This window comes from Acinetobacter kookii (genome assembly GCF_900096895.1).
Classification (GTDB): domain Bacteria; phylum Pseudomonadota; class Gammaproteobacteria; order Pseudomonadales; family Moraxellaceae; genus Acinetobacter; species Acinetobacter kookii.
Map to the genome: position 1 here is coordinate 449,683 of NZ_FMYO01000001.1, position 16,538 is coordinate 466,220.

Consider the following 16,538-nt stretch of genomic DNA (forward strand, 5'->3'; position numbering starts at 1 on the left):
GGTGACAGTGAAGCATGAACGGGCAATGTAAACGGCATAAATACGGGCTCATTGCCCTGAGCTTGATTGGCTTGGCGGGCTGTCAAAGCCTGCCTTCTCCCGAAGGCAAACAGCCACCGAAACCGGCCCCTGCAGAAAAGCCGGACATTAAAACCCCTTCGGGGGTGGTCATCACCCCTTATGAACGTGAAGAAATTCAGCGTAAAAAAATGCAGGTGATTGTTCCTGAGCAACACAGCAAACAGCAGTTTGAAGATGGTCGCCAGCTGCCGGCATTTCAAAAGCTCATGCAAAAAACCCAGCTCGCCTATAAGCAGGGAAAATGGAATGAAGCGGAAGCTGCGGCATTGCAGGCACAGCGCCTTGCGCCGCAATCCGCTGAAACCTTCTTGTATCTGGCATTAATTGCCAATAAAAACAATCAGCCTGCAAATGCCAAAGCTCTGGCGCAACGCGGGCTTAGTTATGCACAAACCAATCCCATGAAGAAACAGCTTTGGCAGGTCATTTTAAAAGCTGCACAACAGCAAAAAGATCAAAAAACCATTCAACAGGCACAAAAAGCCCTGAAAGGCTTATAAACCTGAGAATATATTGAACTGATATCCTCAAATACATGCTCTTCGTTTTTTATAAAAAGCGCATCCCTGCAATGCCATAGGCACCCTGCTCTTGAGCGCCCGCAAGATCACCCGGCTGCATGCCGCCCAAGGCAAAAACAGGTACATCGACCTGTAAAACCCAGCGCTTGAATTGTTCCCATCCCAATGCCACCGCCTCTGGATGGGTTGCCGTCGGCAATACCGGACTTAGCAGGAGTGCATCACACCCGATCTGCTGTGCCTGTTGCATTGAAGCCAGATCATGGCATGCTGCAATGGTACGTTTACCTAAATGTAAATCACCCGGCTTTAATGCCATCAGTTGTGGCTGTTTTAAATGAATGGCGGAAATGGCTTGCTGCTGAATCGAGTTTAATTGCTGAAAAATATCGACATTGACAATTAACTTCGCCAAATGCTCCACACTGAGTTCAGCCAATTCCGTGAGCTGCTGCTGAGTTCCCCCGACACGCCAATACAACAACTGATCCTGTTTTAATTGCGCCAGGTCATCCAGCTGCGCTGAAATTTTAATCTGATGGGGCCAATACAGGCGCTGAATTATGGCTTGATTGGCTTGAGGGAAATTGAGATTCAACAATTCTTCGCGGCTGTACCAGGTCCACGGCTGTTGAATTTCATTCAATAAAGCAGTCGGTACAACAGCATGAAATAAATGCAGCTTGACAATTACATCATCATATTCATGAACAATCACATCAAAGGCATGCCAGTCATGCAGACCAATGCCCACTTCTTCATAAATTTCACGGCGGCATGCCGCTAAGGGCGTTTCGCCCTCTTCCACTTTTCCTCCCGGAAATTCATGTTTATTGCCCTGATGCTGTTTCGCTTCACGCCAGCCCACCAGCACGTTGTTTTGATGCAGTAAAATTGCAATGGCAACATCAATTACGGGTTTAAACATTCCCTGTTCCTCAGCCTGAAAATATTACAGAGTGTAAGCAAATTTAAGTTTTTTATAAAATCTTAAATCATCCATTGACAGGTCTATTCGATAATGATTATCATTTAAAACATTCAATACATACCACGGAATCGACGGAATGAACGCACCATTTAGCCTATTTACCCGTAATCATGACAATGCTCACTCACTTCCCATGTTGCACTCGAACAACCTGTTTGCTCTGGGGCGAGAAATTCGGATTATGCATGCCGGAGAAGAATATCGTCTACGTTTAACCCGTAACAATCGTCTGATCCTGACCAAATAAAAATAATTCACTCAACAATAATAATCGTGGAAACAGGCAGTATGCGCGCAAACATGCTGCTTTTTAATTCTAGCTAGGCAATGGAAATTGCAACTCCACTTTTAATCCGCCATGCGCCGATCGGGAAAATTGAATTTCACCGGCATGTAATTCGATAATCTTTTTACAGATCGACAGTCCCAGTCCTGAACCTTGGGTTTTGGTACCCAATGCACGATAAAAGCGCTCACCCAGTCGTTGCAAGACTTCTTCCGTCACCCCCTGTCCATCATCTTCAATGCTAATGCTGAACCGTTGCTGCTTTTGTTGCATCTTAATAAATACGTGACCATTTTGCCCGGCATAACGGATGGCATTGTCCAGCAGATTGCGCAGGCAAGTGAAAATGAGTTTGTCATTCCCAGTAATCACCAGATTTTCGGCGAATTGTGTCTGGATTTGAATATTTTTCTCGGCGGCAAAGGGCTGTAAGGCTTGCAAGACCTCGTTGATGACCCTGTTCACATCCATTTCAGACTTGGGCAATTGAGCCGTATGGGCCGGGTCCAGCCGTGCCAGCAACAACAAGTTTTCTAAAACCTGTGTGCCACGGTTGACATCATTTTGAATACTCGCCAAGTCCTGGTCGAGTTCCGGATATTTACGTTTCAGTACCTGCAATCGCATCTGGATGGCCGATAAGGGTGAACGCAATTCATGCGAGGCGTCCGCAGTAAAGCGCTGTTCTGCCACCAAAGAGTATTCAAGCCGCTGTAATAACTGGTTCAGCTGCCATACCATCGGCTGTAATTCTTTTAACTCGGGTACTTGCTGCTGAATCGGTGCGAGATCATCCGCACTTTTAGCTGAAATTTCTCTGGACAGTTGATGAATGACTTTAAATTGGCGTTTTACCGCAAAATGCAGAATCAGCCATTGAATAAACCAGAGCACAATTAAAATCAGGCCATAGCCCATGACATTTTGAGCCAAAGCTTTAAAGCGCTCTCCCATCGGTTGCAATAGCAATACCGACGTATTCAGTTCAGAATTTTGCGAGGTATAGATACGCCACAACTGCTGATCGTGCCAAATCAGATCATAACCTTCATCGGCATTATTTTTGAACGTTGAAGACAGATGGTCCAAATGGAAATTTTCTGATTCGCTCAGCACCTGTTGCTGATCTTTTAACTGGTATTGAATGTCAAATTCATCGCTGAGCTCATCCACCTGTTGTCCTGAACTCGTGCTTATATCCGGAATCAGCAGCATGTCGGCAATTTCATCCATGAGCTGGTCTTGCAGCTGCATGGTCTGGTATAGGGAAATCCCCACAAAAAGCAGCAAGGCCAAAACCCCAGCCAACATGGAACTGAATAATGAGGTTTTGATTAACCTGCTTTGTAGAGAAACGGCTTTTGACATATTAACCCTGACTCATGCGATAGCCCAAACCGCGAAGGGTCTTGATATACTGGCTGCCTATTTTCTTGCGTAACTGATAGATAAACACCTCTATGGCATTGCTTTCTATTTCATCGCCCCAAGCATAAAGTGATTCTTCCAGCTGTTCACGGGTAATTACATGCTCCGGCTTTTGCATTAGTTTATGTAAAATCTGAAACTCTTTGGCGGTTAGGTTGATGGTCTTTCCATCCTGAATAAGCGTTTTGGCCTGTGGATCCAGTACCAAATTTGCATAGCGCAGATATTGTCCGGCACTGCTTTGATGTTGCCGCAACTGCGAACGGACACGCGCAGAAAGCTCCTCCAGACTAAAGGGTTTGACCAGATAATCATTGGCACCCAAATCCAGCCCTTCAACACGGTCATGAATACTGTCCCGCGCGGTGATAAAAATCACAGGGGTCTGTTGCTGATGCGCACGCAAAGCTTTAAGAATTTCATCGCCAGTGGCTTTGGGTAGTCCACGATCAAGTAGGATACAGTCATACTGATGCTGTTCAATCGCCAAAATGGCATGATCGCCACACTCCACCCAGTCGATATTGTAGCCATCCATTTCCAGCCATGTTTTGATGCTTTCTGCTTGGGATACATCATCTTCTGCCAGTAAGATTCGCATGTCGGGTTCTCAGGTATTCTGTATTTTGTGATTTTAAAATAGCACGCTTTAAACAGCTGTTTGCATTAAAAAAACCACATGAGCCAATCATGTGGTTTTCATAAGAGACACTATTTGCAAGAGATAGCAACTCAAACTGATGATCTGTGTCGTTGAATAGACCGTATTAGAATTGAACCGCATCCACATCAATTTCAACGCGTTTAGCCGGTTTGTAATCGATGTCGACTTCACCAATGATGGTCACCGGAGTTTTGGCATTTACCGGTTTACCTTGCCATAACTCATTGTCAATATCGACGGTAATAGTGCCGGTATTATCACGGAACTGGTATTTTTCATCCCCGACTGCTTTTACCACATAGCCTTTAAGCTGTACCTTGCTGTCATCTTTTAAAGTTAAAGCCTGTTTAACCGTAGTAGTTTTTTGTGGTGCAATTGCAGCCTGATTGACTGCCGTATTTGCCACGGCGAATGTTGTTGCACCGACCAAAGCGGTCACTAAAGCTGCTTTAGAAATCATGTTCAAACCCTCGTTAAGTTGTTGCTCATTTCGATAGCATGATTAAAACAAATCAAGATGAGGTGAATCTTAAGATAGCTTCATTTTCAAACAGTATTTCAATTCAGTGGAACAACGCGTAACACTTCTTCCAAAGTGGTCATGCCAGCCAGCACTTTGCGTGCGCCCGCGATACGTAGCGGTTCTATTCCCTCTTTTTTCGCCTGATCACGCAGCTGGTTTAAAGTCGCATCTGCACCAATCAGCTGTTTGGTCGCAAGGCTTAAAGGCATAAATTCATAAATGCCGACCCGCCCTTTATAGCCCGTCTGGCGACATGCTTCACATCCCACCGCCTTAAATACGAAGTTGGGCATTTGCAATGCATAATCAAAAGTTAAATGCTTCCACTCCTGTTCATTAATAAAGGTTTCCTGTTTGCAATGCGGGCAAAGCTTGCGTACCAGACGCTGTGCCAGCACCCCTAAAATCGTGGCTGACGTTAAAAAGGGCTGTACTCCCAAATCATGCAGTCGGGTCAGACTCGAGGGTGCATCATTGGTATGCAAGGTGGATAACACCAGGTGACCGGTTAATGCGGCCTGAATGGCCATATTGGCGGTATCCTGATCACGAATCTCGCCGACCATAATGATGTCCGGGTCCTGACGCATCAGCGCACGCACCCCATCGGCAAAACCTAAATCAATCCCCAGATTCACCTGCATCTGGTTAAAGCTCGGTTCCAGCATCTCAATCGGATCTTCAATGGTACAGACATTGACTTCTTCTGTTGCCAGCTGTTTCAGCGACGAATACAGCGTGGTGGTTTTGCCTGAGCCTGTTGGACCGGTGACTAAAATAATGCCGTGACTGTGTGCAGTTAAAGCCTGCCAGTCATTCAGTAACCCGCCTTCAAAACCGAGCTGCTGAAAACTGCGCACCAACACTTCCGGATCAAAAATACGCATCACCATTTTTTCGCCAAAGGCTGTCGGCAAGGTAGATAAACGCAATTCGGTTTCCTGTCCTTTAGGCGTACGGGTTTTTAAACGACCATCTTGCGGTTTGCGTTTTTCCGCCACATTCATGCGGCCTAAAATTTTAATGCGCGAAATCACGGCGGTTAGGGTATTAGCCGGCATTTTATAGATGGTATGCAAGACGCCATCAATACGGAAACGCACCTTGCCGGTGTCTTTACGGGGTTCCAGATGAATATCGCTGGCGCCCTGTTCAAAGGCAAATTGCAACACCCAATCCACCAGCTTGACAATATGCTGGTCATTGGCATCCGGGTTTTGCGTATCACCCAGTTGCAATAATGCTTCTACGCCTTTGTTATCCCGGTCATAGGCACTGGATTTTTGCGAAGAATTAACGGCACGGCTGACCTGATAATATTCCACCAGATAGCGCTGCAACTGATCCGGACTAAGCAGTACCCGCTGAATTTTTTTCGGGGCAATCGTGTGTTCAAGATTGGCCACCCATTCCGTTTTAAAGGGTTGATCGGTAGCAATCAGGACTTTATCCGGCTGAATTTCGACGGCCAGAATTTTATTGCGCAGGGCAAATTCCTGCGACATGATATTGGTCAAAGCACCAACATCAGCCTTCAAGGGATCAATAATATAAAAAGGAATCTGGGCTTTGTCTGCAATCCACTGGCACAAGCGGTTTAAGGTTAAGGTCGATTGTGGATGTGCCTGATCGACCAGATTAAAATGGGCAATCCATTGTAGCGGATGCCATTTCAGTTGCTCACGTTGACGGTGTGTGGTTTGGATCAGCAGCTTGTTGCGCTCGGTAATACGTCCATCTTTTTGTAATTGTTCCAGACACCAGGAAGTATCCATTTCAAAATTAAATTTCATTGTTATATGCCCCAAAACATTCACACACTATAGCAAACTCAAGGTCATCTCGCTTCAGCCCGTTTTAGAAAAAAATATCCCCCTATCTTTTTCTAAACTGATCGATATGAGCGTTTACCGCAAAATAAACTATAGCCTGTTTTCATTTGCATTATGTTTTTACTTTCGGATATTTATAGCCAATAATGCTGAATGTGCTGTTTAATTCAGCAGCTGACTGTGCATAAACCAATAATTGGATTTTCCCTGTGAATAATATGCTGAATCTGCCCCTTCAAAGTACCTCATTTCAAGACTTGCTGATGGTTATGGCAGCAGCATTGGGCTGTGGCTTGCTGATTGGTCTGGAACGCGAACGTAGCAAGCAGCGTGAAAATCAGCATAGTTTTGCCGGGGTTCGCTCATTTGCAATCTGCGCTTTATTGGGTGCCTTGTGTTTTGCTTTTGGCGATATCTTTGGCGTGATTGGCGCACTGATTGTGGGCGGTATCGGTATCTTTTCACTGAAGAACCAGCTGCAAGATCCCGGGGTCACCACCGAACTGGCTTTTGTCATGACTTATTTCATTGGTGCGCTGTGTGTCTGGAATATTACCCTGGCTGCCAGTCTCTCTGTGGTACTGACCTTCATTTTAATGATGAAACATTCCATGCATGGGATTGCCGGAAAATGGATTACCGGAACAGAACTTAAAGATGGCGTATTTTTACTGGCCCTGATCTTAATCGCCTTGCCGCTGACCCCCGATACGCCTTTATGGGGCAATGTGCTTAATCCGCATATCATTTTAAAACTGCTTACCCTGATTCTTGTGGTGCAAGCATTGGCTCACGTGGCCAAACGTTTACTTTCGAGCAAGAAAGCACTCATGCTTTCTTCCATTGCTTCCGGATTTGTTTCCAGTACGGCCACGATTGCACATTTAGGCATACAGGTACGTAATGAGGGGGCCGATGCTCGATCCAATGCCGGAGCAGCACTAATGTCATGTATATCCACTTTGCTGCTTTTATTTATTGTGGTAGGCGGTGTTTCCTTAACCTGGCTAAAGCTGCTGATCTTGCCTTCGCTGATTGCCCTCACCATTTTGGCACTTTGCGCTTACTGGCTTTTACGTAAAGCTGAACCTGTGGAAGACACAGAGCCTGTCGACAGTGCCATGTTTAGCTTAAAAGAAGCAGCGATTATTGCCGGAACGCTCACGGTCATTCAGGCAGGCGTGCATGGCTTGGAACTTTTACTGGGCGATTCCGGTTTAATTGCAGGTACACTGCTGGCTTCACTGTTTGAAATTCATGCCGCTGCGGCCGCTGTGGTTGTTCAAGGTGAACCGACAAATAGCAGTTTACTCTATGCAATGATGTTAGGTCTGGCTGCGCATGCCATTTCTAAATGCATTAATGCAGCCATCAGCGGAGGCTTAAAATTTGCACTTTATTTTGCACCTGTACAAATTCTGCATATGGCTGTTTTGATCGGTGTACTTTGGTGGCTTAATGCACTTTAAATCGAGTTTGATTATAAACTATTATTAATCAATTAAATTAAATCTTTAGTTAAATTTAAAATAATGATTTTGTTAATATTTCTTGAAGTAACAATAAGTCATTTACATTATTAGATGAATAATTAATCATCGACTTCGTTTTTTATCTTTTATCAAAAAACTTAAATTTTTAATTAATAATAACGGGGGTGTTTCATCATGAAGCTTAAATATCTGAGCTTATCAATTATAACAGCACTAACTTTGGTTGGCTGCGGTGGCGGCGGTTCAGACAGTACTTATCAAGGTACAGATTCTGGCTCTGCCGAAGAAAATAAAGATTTTCAACAATGGCACTATTTTGAAATTGAAGCTGGCTATGCAGTCAATGAACCCATTGAATTTGTTCATAACATAATCACTCTTGATCAGGGCAATGTATATGTTCAAGATGACTCGCCTACACCAGACAATGACATATTTGTTACTCAAGATGGTGTTTATCAAGAGTTAGGACCAAAAAATTCCCAATATGGATATTTAGTCGGAACAGGATCTTTGGATAATTTAGTGTTTACACATAAGCCTTATTCTCCTGTTGGCTCAACCGGTCTTGTATTTACCACAAATTTCAAAAAAATTGACCTCAGCGGCAAAAATGCCTTGGCTACACTGGAGTCCAGAGATCAATGGGACATTGCAAATAATTCAATTTCAAATATTTCGGCACAGCGCCTTGCTTATTATAATTCAATCAAAGATCTAACTTTCCCTGCTGGTGCATATTGCTTACAAAATAGTATTCACAGCAATAATCAAGAAAATCTATATCTCTATACCAGTGACAAGAGTGACGAAAAATTCGCTTTTGATGGTTATGCGGCACGTTTTGCTCAAAATGACACGCATATCTTTAAGAAAACCTATAAAGACACCATTGCCTACTTAGAATCCGATGACGGTACAGATGCAGACGCAACTTATGGCGCGGCAGAATATAAAGGCGACTACTATGGTGCTGGGCGTTATCTGAAAGGAGTTGAATACAGCCTAGCTCAGTACATTCAAGAACAAAAGGGCAAATTAAGCAGTACATTAACTGAAGCAGAGCGCAAACTGGCTATCGAGGAAATTGAAACCTTGAACAATGAATGCAGCTGGTATAACGACACCGCTGCACAATTTATGCAAAACTCAATGAAACTTTAAACTGCTCAAGCGAGCGATATAAAAAGGAGCTTAAAGCTCCTTTTTTTACGTCAAAATTTCGAGAATTTGTACCTTATGATTTTCCACCTTAAACTTCACATTCAAGTCTGCAAACAACATGCCATATACCCGCTCCGCATCATTTTGATAAGCCGGCCTTGGATCGAGCGATAAGACCTGTTCCAGTTCGTTTACAATTTGCGCTGTCAGTGTCTTTTGCTTGAGCAAAGCCTGCTTTTGCTGTTCGGCACATTCTGTCCAGATCACAGGACTTCGTTCAGGTTCATCCTGTGCATAACCACTTTGAGCATCCAGCACTGCATCTGAATATTGAATATAGGGTTTAATATCGACAATCGGCGTGCCATCCAGAAGATCACTGCCTGTCACATACACACGTACGGACTTGCCGACTTTTTTCACGGCTTTCAGCTGGACAACGGATAAACCGATGAGTGATGGCCGGTACATGCTGCGCGTGGCAAATACCCCGATTTTTTTATTGCCACCCAAGCGCGGTGGACGAACTTGCGGTCTAAAATTTTGACTTTGCTGCTGATTTTTATTGTCATGAAACTGCCACAACAGCCAGAGATGACTAAATTCCTCAATCCCTTCAAAAGCGGTTAAATCATTATAAGGCTCAACCATTTCAATATAGGACTCGACCTGTACCAGATTGGGTTGACGTGGAATACCAAATTTTTCTTTATAAGGCGATTTCATATACCCGATTATTGGCATTTTAAGCTCAGTCATAATCACTTTTTCTGATAAGTTCAATTAAATATATTCAGTTTATCGAGAATGTTTTTAGATTAGAATAGTAAGCTGTTCTAATTTGATAACTTATTGAGACCTTTAATGGCTGCTTTCAACGTCGAAAAGATTACTCACGTCCACCACTGGAATGACACTTTATTCTCTTTTAAAACCACTCGTGACACTGCATTGCGTTTTAAAAACGGACAATTTGTGATGATCGGTCTTGAAGTGAATGGTAAGCCTTTAATGCGCGCTTATTCAATTGCAAGTGCTAACTATGAAGAAGAATTAGAGTTTTTCTCTATTAAAGTTCCAGATGGTCCTTTAACTTCTATTCTGCAAAAAGTAAAAGTGGGTGATGAAATCCTGGTTTCTAAAAAACCTACAGGTACTTTGGTTCTGGACGATTTGAACCCGGGTAAAAACTTGTACCTTCTTTCTTCTGGTACCGGTCTTGCTCCATTCCTGTCTGTGATTCGTGACCCTGAAACCTATGAACGTTTTGAAAAAATCATCGTGGTTCACGGTACACGTTTCATTTCTGAACTGGCTTATCAAGATTTGATTCTCAACGAAATTCCGAACCATGAATTCTTCGGTGAGTTAGGTGCTAAAGAAAAATTGGTGTATTACCCAACTGTAACGCGTGAGGATTTCCATACTCAAGGTCGTGTCACCACTGCCATTGAATCTGGTCAATTGTTCGAAAAAATTGGTCTGCCACGTTTCAACCCGGAAACTGACCGTGCAATGCTTTGCGGTAGCCCGGCATTCCTGGACGACGTTGCGGCTCTTCTTGACCAGCATGGTCTAAAAGAATCTCCACGTATGGGCGTGTTAGGCGACTACGTCATTGAACGTGCATTCGTTGAAAAATAAGATACTGAGCTATTTAAAAAACCGAGGCTAATGCCTCGGTTTTTTATTTTCTCATTTAATTACTCAGATGCCGGTACAAAAGGCTTATTCTCTTTGCGTTCTTGTAAAGCTTTTTGAATTACCTGATAGCCACCTATCAAACCTAAAGTTGCCATAATCACGGCAACCACAATATCCGGCCACATGCTCCCTGTACCAAATACACCGACCGCAGCCAAAATCACCGCGACATTGCCAATTGCATCATTACGGCTGCACAACCAGACCGACTGCATATTTGAGTCACCGTCACGAAAGGCATATAAAATCACGGCCGCAGTGACATTGGCAATTAAAGCAAGCAGACCAATTGCCCCGATGGTCATGGCTTCGGGTGGAATACCTTGTACATAGGCATAGAGCGCTTTTGCAATGACCACAAAACCAAATAGCGCCATGGTGATTCCTTTTATCAACGCCACTGTAGCACGCCAGTATAGGCTTGCACCCAATACAGCCAGTGAAATGCCATAATTCACCGCATCACCAAAGAAATCGAGTGCATCTGCCCACAGTGCTGAGGAATGGGCATAAGCTCCACCAATCAATTCCACCATAAACATCACAATATTAATAATGAGCGCAATCCACAAAGCCGTCCGAAATTTGCTATTTGGCTTTTGCGGTGCAGGTTCATGACTGCAAGTACATGCCATTTTTCATCACCTCTATGACTTTATTCATAACCTTGTTTATATTATTGTTATTCAAAACTATGGAGTAACTCCAAGGTCAAGTATGAATACACCTAAATATTATTTAATTAAAGAATTGGCCAATAAAACTCAGCTCAGCACGGACACAATCCGTTTTTATGAGAAGAAGAACCTGCTCCAACCCAGCTTTCGTGGCGACAATAATTATCGCTATTATGATGAAAATACATTCAAACGACTGATGTTTATTAAACGCTGTCGCACGCTCGATATTTCACTCGGCGAGATTGAAGCACTGCTTGAACTCGAACAGCAGCCCTCGCAAAGCTGCCGTGCAGTGAATCAGCTGATTGAACAACACATTGAACAAGTCACTGATAAAATTATAGAATTACAAAAATTTCAACAACAGCTCATCCAGCTACGTGCCTCTTGCAGTAGCACCAAAACCATTGACAGCTGCCAGATTTTGAAGCAGCTCGAATCCGAAAATAAGGAAATATCCAACTAATTTACTAGGTTGAATCATTTTTTTAGATCCCTACAATAAAGCCATAGTTTTTTTATGCCTTTAAAGACATGACCATTTCACACGTAACCGAACTTCTTTCTCCTGCCGGCTCGCTGAAAAACATGCGCTATGCCTTTGCCTATGGTGCCGATGCGGTATATGCAGGTCAGCCACGTTATAGTTTACGTGTACGTAACAATGCTTTTGATCATGACAATCTGGCAATTGGCATTGCCGAAGCACACGCCTTGGGCAAAAAATTCTATGTGGTGGTGAATATCCAGCCGCATAACTCAAAGTTAAAAAACTTCATTCGTGACTTGGAACCTGTCATTGGGATGAACCCAGATGCACTGATCATGTCCGATCCGGGTTTAATCATGATGGTGCGTGAACATTTTCCCGACATGCCGGTTCACTTGTCTGTACAGGCCAATGCCGTGAACTGGGCAACGGTAAAATTCTGGAAAAACATGGGACTCACTCGTGTCATTCTGTCACGTGAACTTTCTATCGAAGAAATTGAAGAAATTAAAAATAATGTTCCTGACATGGAAATTGAAGTTTTCGTGCATGGTGCATTATGTATGGCTTATTCCGGTCGTTGCCTGCTTTCTGGCTATATGAATAAACGTGATGCCAATCAGGGCGCATGCACCAATGCGTGTCGCTGGGATTATAAAATTCACGAAGCAGCTGAAGATGAAACTGGAGATGTGATTCCAGTTCAACAAATCGAAGAATCAGCATGCTGCAAAAACCAAGATGCCGATGAGCAACACGCCCTAGAACAACACCAATTTGGCGAGCCGGTTTTATTACAACGCAATGAAGAAGACATGTTTGCAGCTGAAGAAGACGAACATGGCACCTACTTCATGAACTCTAAAGATTTGCGTGCGGTACAGCATGTCGACCGTTTAACCAAAATGGGCATTCATTCCTTAAAAATTGAAGGTCGTACCAAATCATATTTCTACTGCGCGCGTACTGCACAGATCTACCGTAAAGCGATTGATGATGCGCTAGAGGGTAAACCGTTTGATCCATCCCTGATGACTCAGCTGGAAGGCCTGGCGAATCGTGGTTATACCGAAGGTTTCCTGCGTCGTCATGTACATACTGAATATCAAAATTATGAAACCGGTTCATCGCGTTTTGACCATCAGCAATTTGTTGGTGAAGTATTAGAGCGTAACGGTGACTATATCAAGATTGAAGTAAAAAACCGTTTTGTGGTGGGTGACTCGCTTGAGCTGATGACCACTTCAGGCAATATCACTTTTACTTTAACAGAAATGAAAGATAAAAAAGGTAACCTGATTGAAGATGCCAAAGGTTCAGGCCATGTCGTGGATATTCCTGTTCCTGCGGATGTAGATATGAACTATGCCCTGTTGATTCGCAACTTACCGAATTCAACAGCAGATATTTCAGCATCTTCTTTGGCTTATCAAGCCATCTAGTTTGAGAGATCAGGATGGCTTTACTGATTACCGATAAATGTATCAACTGCGATATGTGTTTGCCTGAATGTCCGAATGAGGCCATTTATGAGGGTGACAAGGTGTATGAAATTGATGTGAAGCGCTGTACAGAATGTGTCGGCTTTTATGAGCACCAAACCTGTATAGCCGTGTGTCCAATTGAGTGCATTATTCCGCATCCTGAACATGTGGAAACGCAAGAACAGTTGATTCAGAAGTTTAAGAGCTTGAATTTATTCAAATCTTAAAAATATTTGAAAATGGCATATAACTTGCTTAATTAAATTTAAAAAGCTTGGGGAAAGAACAATAAAAAAGCAAAACAAAAAATGCAGAAGAACAGAATAACCATGGAAATGGTCATAATAAAAAAAGGAACCCAGAGTTAGCATGCTGAGTTCCTATAAACAGGGTAAAACAAAAACTTGGGGAACTAAAGCCAAAGTGTCTATGTTTACATAGCCACTTTGGCTTTTTTAATTACTGTCCCGAACGGATAATATAATCAAAGGCAGATAGCGATGCCTTGGCACCTTCACCTGTAGCAATGATGATTTGCTTGTACGGCACGGTAGTACAGTCACCGGCAGCAAACACACCCTTCACGTTGGTTTCGTTGCGCTCGTTAATCACGATCTCGCCACGATTGGTCAGTTCAACAGCTGTTTCTTTCAGGAAGTCCGTGTTTGGCAACAAACCGATCTGTACAAAAATTCCCACCAGTTCAATCGTATGTTCTTCATCCGTTGCACGGTCCTTGTATTTCAGTGCAGTGACCTGTGAACCATCACCGACTACTTCAGTCGACAGCGCATTCTTGATCACGGTGGTATTTGGCAAGCTGTTAAGCTTGTCTTGAAGCACCTGATCGGCACGCAGTTTGGTATCGAACTCCACCAAAGTTACATGCTCGACAATCCCGGCCAGGTCAATCGCAGCTTCCACACCCGAGTTACCGCCACCAATCACCGCAACGCGTTTGCCTTTAAACAGTGGGCCATCACAGTGTGGACAGTATGCTACACCACGAGTTTTGTATTCCTGCTCACCCGGAACGTTCATCTCTCTCCAGCGTGCACCAGTCGATAGAATGATGGTTTTCGATTCTAACTTCGCGCCATTTTCCAAAGTGACTTCAACTAGGCCATTCGCCGTTTCATCTGCACCTTTAATGTTAGCAACACGTTGCAGGTTCATGATGTCCACACCATACTCACGTACATGCGCTTCCATTTCGGCGGCAAATTTCGGACCCTGGGTTTTCTGTACGGAAGTGAAGTTTTCAATGTCCATGGTATCCATGACTTGACCGCCCATGCGCTCTGCCACGATTCCGGTTTTAATGCCTTTACGCGCGGCATAAATCGCTGCGGTGTTGCCGGCAGGACCGCCACCAATCACCAGCACATCAAAGGCGTCTTTGGCATTTAACTTTGCGGCGTCTTTGGCTGCAGAATTGCTATCCAGTTTGGCAATGATCTCTTCCAAAGTCATACGGCCCTGACCGATGTGGGCGTTGTCCTGGAACACCATAGGTACTGCCATGATCTTGCGCTGTTCCACTTCATCCTGGAAGAATGCCCCGTCAATCATGGTCGCCGTGGTGCCCGGGTTATAGATGGCGATCAGGTTTAGAGCCTGTACCACATCCGGACAGTTATGGCAGCTGAGGGAAACAAACACCTCAAAATCAGCCGTTAAATTTAAACCCTTGATCTGTGCCAGGACTTCATCCGATATTTTCGGAGCATAGCCTGAAGTTTGTAGCAATGCCAAAATCAAAGAGGTGAACTCATGGCCCATCGGTAAGCCAGCAAAGAAAACACGCGGTTCTTCACCTTGTTTTGCCACCCCAAAGCTTGGGGCACGTTTATTTGTACCGTCGAAGCGTGCAGTCACTAAATCAGACAAAGCTGCAACTTCATTCACCAGTTCTTTGATCTTGTCCGACTTGTCCGAACCATCTAGAGTTGCGACCAGTTCAATCGGGCTTTCCAGACGTTGCAAGAGTGTTTTAAGTTGTGCTGAAGTGTTTTGGTCTAACATGGCTAACGTCTCCAAGGGAGTAAATGCTTATTTAATAAAGCTATAGTAGGATAAATATTTAAATAGTTAAAACAGTTTGTTTTTATTATTATAATCGAAATACCAAATCAAATGAATTTTATCCTGCCCTTAAGCATGACTAAAATCACCTGACTGAAAGAAAGCATCAAAAATAAAAAAGCCCTTCTGTGGGCTTTTGTATGGCATCATTTAAGCTGCATACGCTGCTCAACCCTGAATATCCGCCTTTTTAAATGCTGCGACAGCAGCAGCAGAATTGCACTTAAAATTCCGAACAGTATGGCAGCAGCAATAATCAAAATTTGTACCACTGAACTCATCTGCTCTGCCTGAGCTACCTGTCTGGAAACAATTTTTGCCATTGGCGTTAAACTCTGACCATAAAGCTGGTGCTGCATGGTCCAAAGCTGTTCGGGTTTAAAACCATATTCAAAAAAATCAGGATCTGTTTTTTCCGCTTTCACTAAAGCCAGCACTTGTGGAATAGCCGCATCCTTATCCACCGGTGTATGCAGCAGCGCAGCTTGTGCCAGCAGATAAGCTTTGACGGGTTCATCTACATTACTACGCTGTAAGTACTGGGCCAATTCGCTTTGCTGAATATTTTTATCATAGTGAATGACGTCACTATAGGCCTCATTTTCTTCATTATTTAACTCATATTGCAGATAGGTCAAGCCAGCCCACAGCACAATAAAGGCAATCAGCCAGCCCACAAACTTCAAAATAAAAGACTGAAAACGGACATAGAAAAACCGTATTTTCTTTAAAAAATGAATGACAAAAAACGCACCCATAAAAGAAACAAACAGCTTCAGAATCAGCCAGCCAAACCATGACAGCAGGTTACTAAAATAATCCCGATGCTGACCCAGTTCAGCAAGGTTTGCATCGACACTGAGCGGGATATGCAATTGTTTCAGTTCCGTCGTAATACCGAAAAAACTATAGACAAAATCATGTTGCAGAAAAAAAGCCACCACGGAAGCCAGGAAAATGGTGCTGCTGGTGATCGCCCATAACATCACATTGCGTTGACGCTTCTTCAGCATCACCACACCATTTTCAATCTGTTGCGGATTCACGGCATATTCATCTAAGGGAGGCAAACGCTTTCTCCTAAAGTGCAGACAATGAACTTAAACGAATAG

Annotated in this window: 17 protein-coding genes; 8 read left to right on the forward strand and 9 right to left on the reverse strand. The window is 43.6% G+C overall.

Annotated elements, in window-relative coordinates:
- Window positions 1-14: 14 nt before the first annotated feature.
- The gene (locus tag BLP85_RS02240) at window positions 15-581 is read left to right on the forward strand and encodes a hypothetical protein (protein WP_092818512.1); all 567 of its coding nucleotides are present in this window, start codon (window positions 15-17) and stop codon (window positions 579-581) included.
- A gap of 49 nt (window positions 582-630) precedes the next feature.
- Here BLP85_RS02240 and BLP85_RS02245 read toward each other — a convergent pair whose 3' ends face one another.
- A complete protein-coding gene (locus BLP85_RS02245; RefSeq protein ID WP_092818513.1) occupies window positions 631-1,530 on the reverse strand; it encodes a thiamine phosphate synthase in 900 nt (299 codons plus the stop codon).
- A 139-nt stretch (window positions 1,531-1,669) separates the two neighbouring features.
- On the opposite strand from BLP85_RS02245, the gene hemP reads away from it, so the two are divergent.
- Window positions 1,670-1,840: a hemin uptake protein HemP gene (gene hemP, locus BLP85_RS02250; RefSeq protein WP_092818514.1), complete on the forward strand. Its 171-nt coding sequence runs from the start codon at window positions 1,670-1,672 to the stop codon at window positions 1,838-1,840.
- Between the two features lie 69 nt (window positions 1,841-1,909).
- On the opposite strand, the gene BLP85_RS02255 is transcribed toward hemP, so the two are convergent.
- The 4 genes from BLP85_RS02255 to BLP85_RS02270 all read right to left on the reverse strand — a co-directional run bounded on the left by BLP85_RS02255 (window position 1,910) and on the right by BLP85_RS02270 (window position 6,287).
- Window positions 1,910-3,247: a sensor histidine kinase gene (locus BLP85_RS02255; RefSeq protein WP_092818515.1), complete on the reverse strand. Its 1,338-nt coding sequence runs from the start codon at window positions 3,245-3,247 to the stop codon at window positions 1,910-1,912.
- 1 nt (window position 3,248) lies between these two features.
- The gene (locus BLP85_RS02260) at window positions 3,249-3,908 is read right to left on the reverse strand and encodes a response regulator transcription factor (RefSeq protein ID WP_092818516.1); all 660 of its coding nucleotides are present in this window, start codon (window positions 3,906-3,908) and stop codon (window positions 3,249-3,251) included.
- Between the two features lie 166 nt (window positions 3,909-4,074).
- On the reverse strand, window positions 4,075-4,437 hold the full coding sequence (locus BLP85_RS02265) for a NirD/YgiW/YdeI family stress tolerance protein (protein ID WP_092818517.1): 363 nt from the start codon (window positions 4,435-4,437) through the stop codon (window positions 4,075-4,077).
- 92 nt (window positions 4,438-4,529) lie between these two features.
- Window positions 4,530-6,287, reverse strand: coding sequence for a GspE/PulE family protein (locus BLP85_RS02270; protein WP_092818518.1), 1,758 nt, complete (start codon window positions 6,285-6,287; stop codon window positions 4,530-4,532).
- A 257-nt stretch (window positions 6,288-6,544) separates the two neighbouring features.
- Here BLP85_RS02270 and BLP85_RS02275 point away from each other — a divergent pair, with 257 nt between their 5' ends.
- Together BLP85_RS02275 and BLP85_RS02280 are read left to right on the forward strand one after the other, a co-directional pair.
- Window positions 6,545-7,795: an MgtC/SapB family protein gene (locus BLP85_RS02275; RefSeq protein WP_092818519.1), complete on the forward strand. Its 1,251-nt coding sequence runs from the start codon at window positions 6,545-6,547 to the stop codon at window positions 7,793-7,795.
- A gap of 198 nt (window positions 7,796-7,993) precedes the next feature.
- On the forward strand, window positions 7,994-8,983 hold the full coding sequence (locus BLP85_RS02280) for a hypothetical protein (RefSeq protein ID WP_092818520.1): 990 nt from the start codon (window positions 7,994-7,996) through the stop codon (window positions 8,981-8,983).
- Between the two features lie 45 nt (window positions 8,984-9,028).
- Here BLP85_RS02280 and tsaA read toward each other — a convergent pair whose 3' ends face one another.
- Window positions 9,029-9,742 (reverse strand): tRNA (N6-threonylcarbamoyladenosine(37)-N6)-methyltransferase TrmO, encoded by a 714-nt coding sequence (gene tsaA / locus BLP85_RS02285; protein WP_092818521.1) that lies wholly within the window; start codon window positions 9,740-9,742, stop codon window positions 9,029-9,031.
- Window positions 9,743-9,847: 105 nt separating this feature from the next.
- On the opposite strand from tsaA, the gene BLP85_RS02290 reads away from it, so the two are divergent.
- A complete protein-coding gene (locus BLP85_RS02290) occupies window positions 9,848-10,627 on the forward strand; it encodes a ferredoxin--NADP reductase (RefSeq protein ID WP_092818522.1) in 780 nt (259 codons plus the stop codon).
- Between the two features lie 59 nt (window positions 10,628-10,686).
- Here the strand turns inward: BLP85_RS02290 and BLP85_RS02295 are convergent, their stop codons facing one another.
- Window positions 10,687-11,322, reverse strand: coding sequence for a cation transporter (locus BLP85_RS02295; protein WP_092818523.1), 636 nt, complete (start codon window positions 11,320-11,322; stop codon window positions 10,687-10,689).
- An 82-nt stretch (window positions 11,323-11,404) separates the two neighbouring features.
- Between BLP85_RS02295 and BLP85_RS02300 the strand changes: the two genes are divergently transcribed.
- The 3 genes from BLP85_RS02300 to BLP85_RS02310 all read left to right on the forward strand — a co-directional run bounded on the left by BLP85_RS02300 (window position 11,405) and on the right by BLP85_RS02310 (window position 13,568).
- The gene (locus BLP85_RS02300; RefSeq protein ID WP_092818524.1) at window positions 11,405-11,833 is read left to right on the forward strand and encodes a Cd(II)/Pb(II)-responsive transcriptional regulator; all 429 of its coding nucleotides are present in this window, start codon (window positions 11,405-11,407) and stop codon (window positions 11,831-11,833) included.
- A gap of 68 nt (window positions 11,834-11,901) precedes the next feature.
- Window positions 11,902-13,299, forward strand: a complete 1,398-nt coding sequence (trhP, locus tag BLP85_RS02305; RefSeq protein WP_092818525.1) for a prephenate-dependent tRNA uridine(34) hydroxylase TrhP — start codon at window positions 11,902-11,904, stop codon at window positions 13,297-13,299.
- 14 nt (window positions 13,300-13,313) lie between these two features.
- On the forward strand, window positions 13,314-13,568 hold the full coding sequence (locus tag BLP85_RS02310) for a YfhL family 4Fe-4S dicluster ferredoxin (protein WP_092818526.1): 255 nt from the start codon (window positions 13,314-13,316) through the stop codon (window positions 13,566-13,568).
- A gap of 232 nt (window positions 13,569-13,800) precedes the next feature.
- Here the strand turns inward: BLP85_RS02310 and ahpF are convergent, their stop codons facing one another.
- A complete protein-coding gene (ahpF, locus tag BLP85_RS02315; RefSeq protein WP_092818527.1) occupies window positions 13,801-15,366 on the reverse strand; it encodes an alkyl hydroperoxide reductase subunit F in 1,566 nt (521 codons plus the stop codon).
- 206 nt (window positions 15,367-15,572) lie between these two features.
- Window positions 15,573-16,496 carry a hypothetical protein gene (locus BLP85_RS02320; protein ID WP_092818528.1) on the reverse strand — a complete coding sequence of 308 codons (924 nt, stop codon included), beginning with the start codon at window positions 16,494-16,496 and terminating at the stop codon, window positions 15,573-15,575.
- Between the last annotated feature and the right edge of the window lie 42 nt (window positions 16,497-16,538).

What these genes read in the sequence shown, in the direction of transcription:
- BLP85_RS02240 (WP_092818512.1), top strand. Translation starts at nt 15, where the DNA reads ATGAACGGGCAATGTAAACGGCATAAATACGGGCTCATTGCCCTGAGC.
- BLP85_RS02245 (WP_092818513.1), bottom strand. Translation starts at nt 1,530, where the DNA reads ATGTTTAAACCCGTAATTGATGTTGCCATTGCAATTTTACTGCATCAA.
- hemP (WP_092818514.1), top strand. Translation starts at nt 1,670, where the DNA reads ATGAACGCACCATTTAGCCTATTTACCCGTAATCATGACAATGCTCAC.
- BLP85_RS02255 (WP_092818515.1), bottom strand. Translation starts at nt 3,247, where the DNA reads ATGTCAAAAGCCGTTTCTCTACAAAGCAGGTTAATCAAAACCTCATTA.
- BLP85_RS02260 (WP_092818516.1), bottom strand. Translation starts at nt 3,908, where the DNA reads ATGCGAATCTTACTGGCAGAAGATGATGTATCCCAAGCAGAAAGCATC.
- BLP85_RS02270 (WP_092818518.1), bottom strand. Translation starts at nt 6,287, where the DNA reads ATGAAATTTAATTTTGAAATGGATACTTCCTGGTGTCTGGAACAATTA.
- BLP85_RS02275 (WP_092818519.1), top strand. Translation starts at nt 6,545, where the DNA reads ATGCTGAATCTGCCCCTTCAAAGTACCTCATTTCAAGACTTGCTGATG.
- BLP85_RS02280 (WP_092818520.1), top strand. Translation starts at nt 7,994, where the DNA reads ATGAAGCTTAAATATCTGAGCTTATCAATTATAACAGCACTAACTTTG.
- tsaA (WP_092818521.1), bottom strand. Translation starts at nt 9,742, where the DNA reads ATGACTGAGCTTAAAATGCCAATAATCGGGTATATGAAATCGCCTTAT.
- BLP85_RS02290 (WP_092818522.1), top strand. Translation starts at nt 9,848, where the DNA reads ATGGCTGCTTTCAACGTCGAAAAGATTACTCACGTCCACCACTGGAAT.
- BLP85_RS02295 (WP_092818523.1), bottom strand. Translation starts at nt 11,322, where the DNA reads ATGGCATGTACTTGCAGTCATGAACCTGCACCGCAAAAGCCAAATAGC.
- BLP85_RS02300 (WP_092818524.1), top strand. Translation starts at nt 11,405, where the DNA reads ATGAATACACCTAAATATTATTTAATTAAAGAATTGGCCAATAAAACT.
- trhP (WP_092818525.1), top strand. Translation starts at nt 11,902, where the DNA reads ATGACCATTTCACACGTAACCGAACTTCTTTCTCCTGCCGGCTCGCTG.
- BLP85_RS02310 (WP_092818526.1), top strand. Translation starts at nt 13,314, where the DNA reads ATGGCTTTACTGATTACCGATAAATGTATCAACTGCGATATGTGTTTG.
- ahpF (WP_092818527.1), bottom strand. Translation starts at nt 15,366, where the DNA reads ATGTTAGACCAAAACACTTCAGCACAACTTAAAACACTCTTGCAACGT.